The following is a 2,604-nucleotide window of genomic DNA, read 5'->3' as shown; positions in this document are numbered from 1 at the left end:
CAAAAGCGCCGCAGGGGGAGGGCCAGCGCCAGCAGAAGGGCGGCCATCGCGGCCTATCTCTATCTTCAGCGGCTGACCCGCTGGGGAGCAGAGCCGCCCGCCCGGGCCGGGGAGCTGGCCCAAAAGGCCAAATTCAGCCCCCACACCCTCACCGCCGAGGAGCGGGACGCGGTGCTCCGCGCCGCCCGCGCCGCGGCAGAGGCAGTGGACCAGTCCCTCCCCTGGTGGAAGCGGTTCGCCTTCCGCTATCTGCTGGGGCTGTACTGAGGCCCCGTTCGGCCGGACCGCCGCCGGGCGGCATTTCCCGCGCCCCTGCGTTTTATCTTCTCATTCGACAGGCCGCCCAGTCTCTAGTGAGACTGGGCGGCCTGCGGCTGCATTTGATTTGGGCGGGATACGGGTGTCACTCCGTCAGGGTGAAGAACCCCTCCACCCGGTTTTTCTTGTCAAATACATGGTTGTAGAGCAGCACCCGGTAGTCCTCCACGGCGGCCTCCAGCTCCTCCGGCAGCGCCTCGTTTTCGCCGTACCAGTTCCCGCCGGCGTCCCGGATGCCCACGGTGTTGATCACCGGGGCGGCCTTCCACAGCCGGGCCAGGTACTTTTGATACCCGGTCATGGGCAGGTTGGCGGTGTCCATCAGCAGCGCGGACAGGTAGTTGAGGGACAGCTCCACCCCCTGGGCCTCCGGTATGTCGTAGTTGGCCCAGAGGACGAAGGGCACCATCTGTTTTTTCTGGGCCAGGGCGGTATCCGGGGCCGTCCCCAGCACATCGGTATAGAAGTTGGTGGCCACCTGGGGCTGGTGGTCGCCGAAGAGGAGGATCAGGGTGGGCTCCTCCACCTGGGAGAAGTAGTCGAGCAGGTATTCGAAGGCCTGATCGCTCTGGTACACCAGGGACAAATACTGGTTGACCGTGTTAAACCGGCCCTCCAGCGCCCCGGTAAGCCACACCTCCCGGGGCAGGTCCGTCCACGCCATCTGGTAGGCGGAGTGGTTCTGCATGGTCACGTTGAAGAGAAACAGCGGCTCCCCCGCCTCCTTCTCCTCATACCAGCGGATCAGGTTCTCGTAGTCGCACTGGTCGGTGACATAGCCGGTTTTTTCGTCCCCCCGCATGTACTCCCGGTCCTGGAAGTCCCCCTCAAAGTATACCTCGTCAAAGCCGAAATCCCGGTAGACCGAGGGGCGGCTCCAGCCGGAGGAGCGGTAGGGGTGGGCGGCCACGGTGCGGTAGCCCAGGGCGGCCATCTGCCCCACCAGGGTGGGATCGCCGCTGGAGACATACATCTGGTAGGGCACCGTGCCCGCGGGCAGGAAGGCGGTGGTGTTGCCGGTGAGGAACTCGTACTCCGAGTTGGCGGTGGTGCCGCCGAACACGGAGGAGTAGGCGTAGCCCTTGATGGTGTTCTCCGTCAGGGAGCGGAGGAAGGGCATGGCGTCCGTATTGCTCTCCACGCCGGGCAGCACGGAAAGGTCGGAGAGGGACTCGTTCATGATGACAATGACGTTCACCGGGCGAATCATGCCGTCCTCCCCGGCCGCCGGCCCGGCGGCCGGGTCGCTGGGAGTGCTCCCGGCGAGGGCCGCGAGGGCCTCCTCCGAGTAGCTCTCCGGCCGCTCCACCCTCATGTACTTCAGGCACACCGAGAAGTTAAGGAACAGGCCGTTGCCCCGGGTGGTCCACATGGAGGGCTCAATGCCCCGGCTCTCCACAAACCCGGTGCCGAAAAACACGCCCAGAAAGACCGCGGCGGCCCCGGCCGCCGGGACAAAGAGCCGCCACGGGAAGGGCCTTTTCTTCTCGCTCGGCAGGAAGGACAGGGCCAGCAGCACCGCCGCAAACACGCCGATGGTGAGCCACTGCATGGAGTCGGGCCGGTAGTCGTAGTTGCCCGCCACGTTGGCGGCGGTGCGGAGGGTGAGGAAGTCGCCGGGAAAGAGGGTGCGCCCCCGGAAGGAGATCAGGTAGTGGTTGGCCATGCCCAGGCCCCAGGCGATCCCCATGGCCCACTTGACGGCCGAGGCCCGCCGCCGGAGGACGAAGTAGAAAAACAGCTCCCCCAGGTAGTACCATGCCAGGTTGAGGGCGATCTGAAGGGGACTGAAATCGGTCCAGGGGTTGTTGTAGTTGAGGTACTCCACCAAGGTGAAGGAGAGCAGTGGGGCCAGGAGCATTAGGGCCCGGGTGATCCAGGCGGCCTGCCCTTCTCCCAGGGGGAGGCGTGGCCAGCGGAGGCGGCGCCGCCTGCTGCGCGGGGTGTCTACGGTGTATGTCATGGATTGTTTGCTGCCTTCTCTCAAATGATTATGACAACTATTTTAGCACAAACAGGCGAAAGTACAACGAATTTCGCCCATTTGTCAGAAATTTATCCCGCCCGGCCACTTGCCGCGAGGCTGCCGGGGCCGCCCTTCTAGCCCGGAGCCGCCATGTGCAGCGGCGGGCCGGACAGGGGGATCACCCGGTCGCAGAGGGCGACGATCTCCGCCTCGTGGCTGGAGAGGAGCACCGGCACCCCCAGGGCCCGCACCCGCTCCAGAATGCGGGCCGCCCGGGCCTGCGGCGGCGGACTCTACCTGCTGGACGAGCCGTTTACCGG

General features: G+C 65.6%; 2 protein-coding genes. One reads left to right on the top strand and one right to left on the bottom strand.

Going from position 1 to position 2,604, the window contains the following annotated elements; translation table 11 throughout:
• Positions 1-267, top strand: a 267-nt coding sequence (locus tag ACESY8_RS18460) for a hypothetical protein (RefSeq protein ID WP_498794924.1), incomplete at its 5' end; no start/stop codon positions are given.
• Between the two features lie 136 nt (positions 268-403).
• Here ACESY8_RS18460 and ACESY8_RS18455 read toward each other — a convergent pair.
• Entirely contained in the window at positions 404-2,281 is a 1,878-nt protein-coding gene (locus tag ACESY8_RS18455) for an LTA synthase family protein (RefSeq protein ID WP_498794923.1), read from the bottom strand.
• Positions 2,282-2,604 lie beyond the last annotated feature (323 nt).

This window comes from Clostridium sp. ATCC BAA-442 (assembly GCF_964239415.1).
Lineage (GTDB): Bacteria > Bacillota > Clostridia > Oscillospirales > Oscillospiraceae > Flavonifractor > Flavonifractor plautii.
The sequence above is the reverse complement of the archived record's forward strand: the minus strand, read 5'-3'. Positions and strand labels throughout refer to the sequence as shown.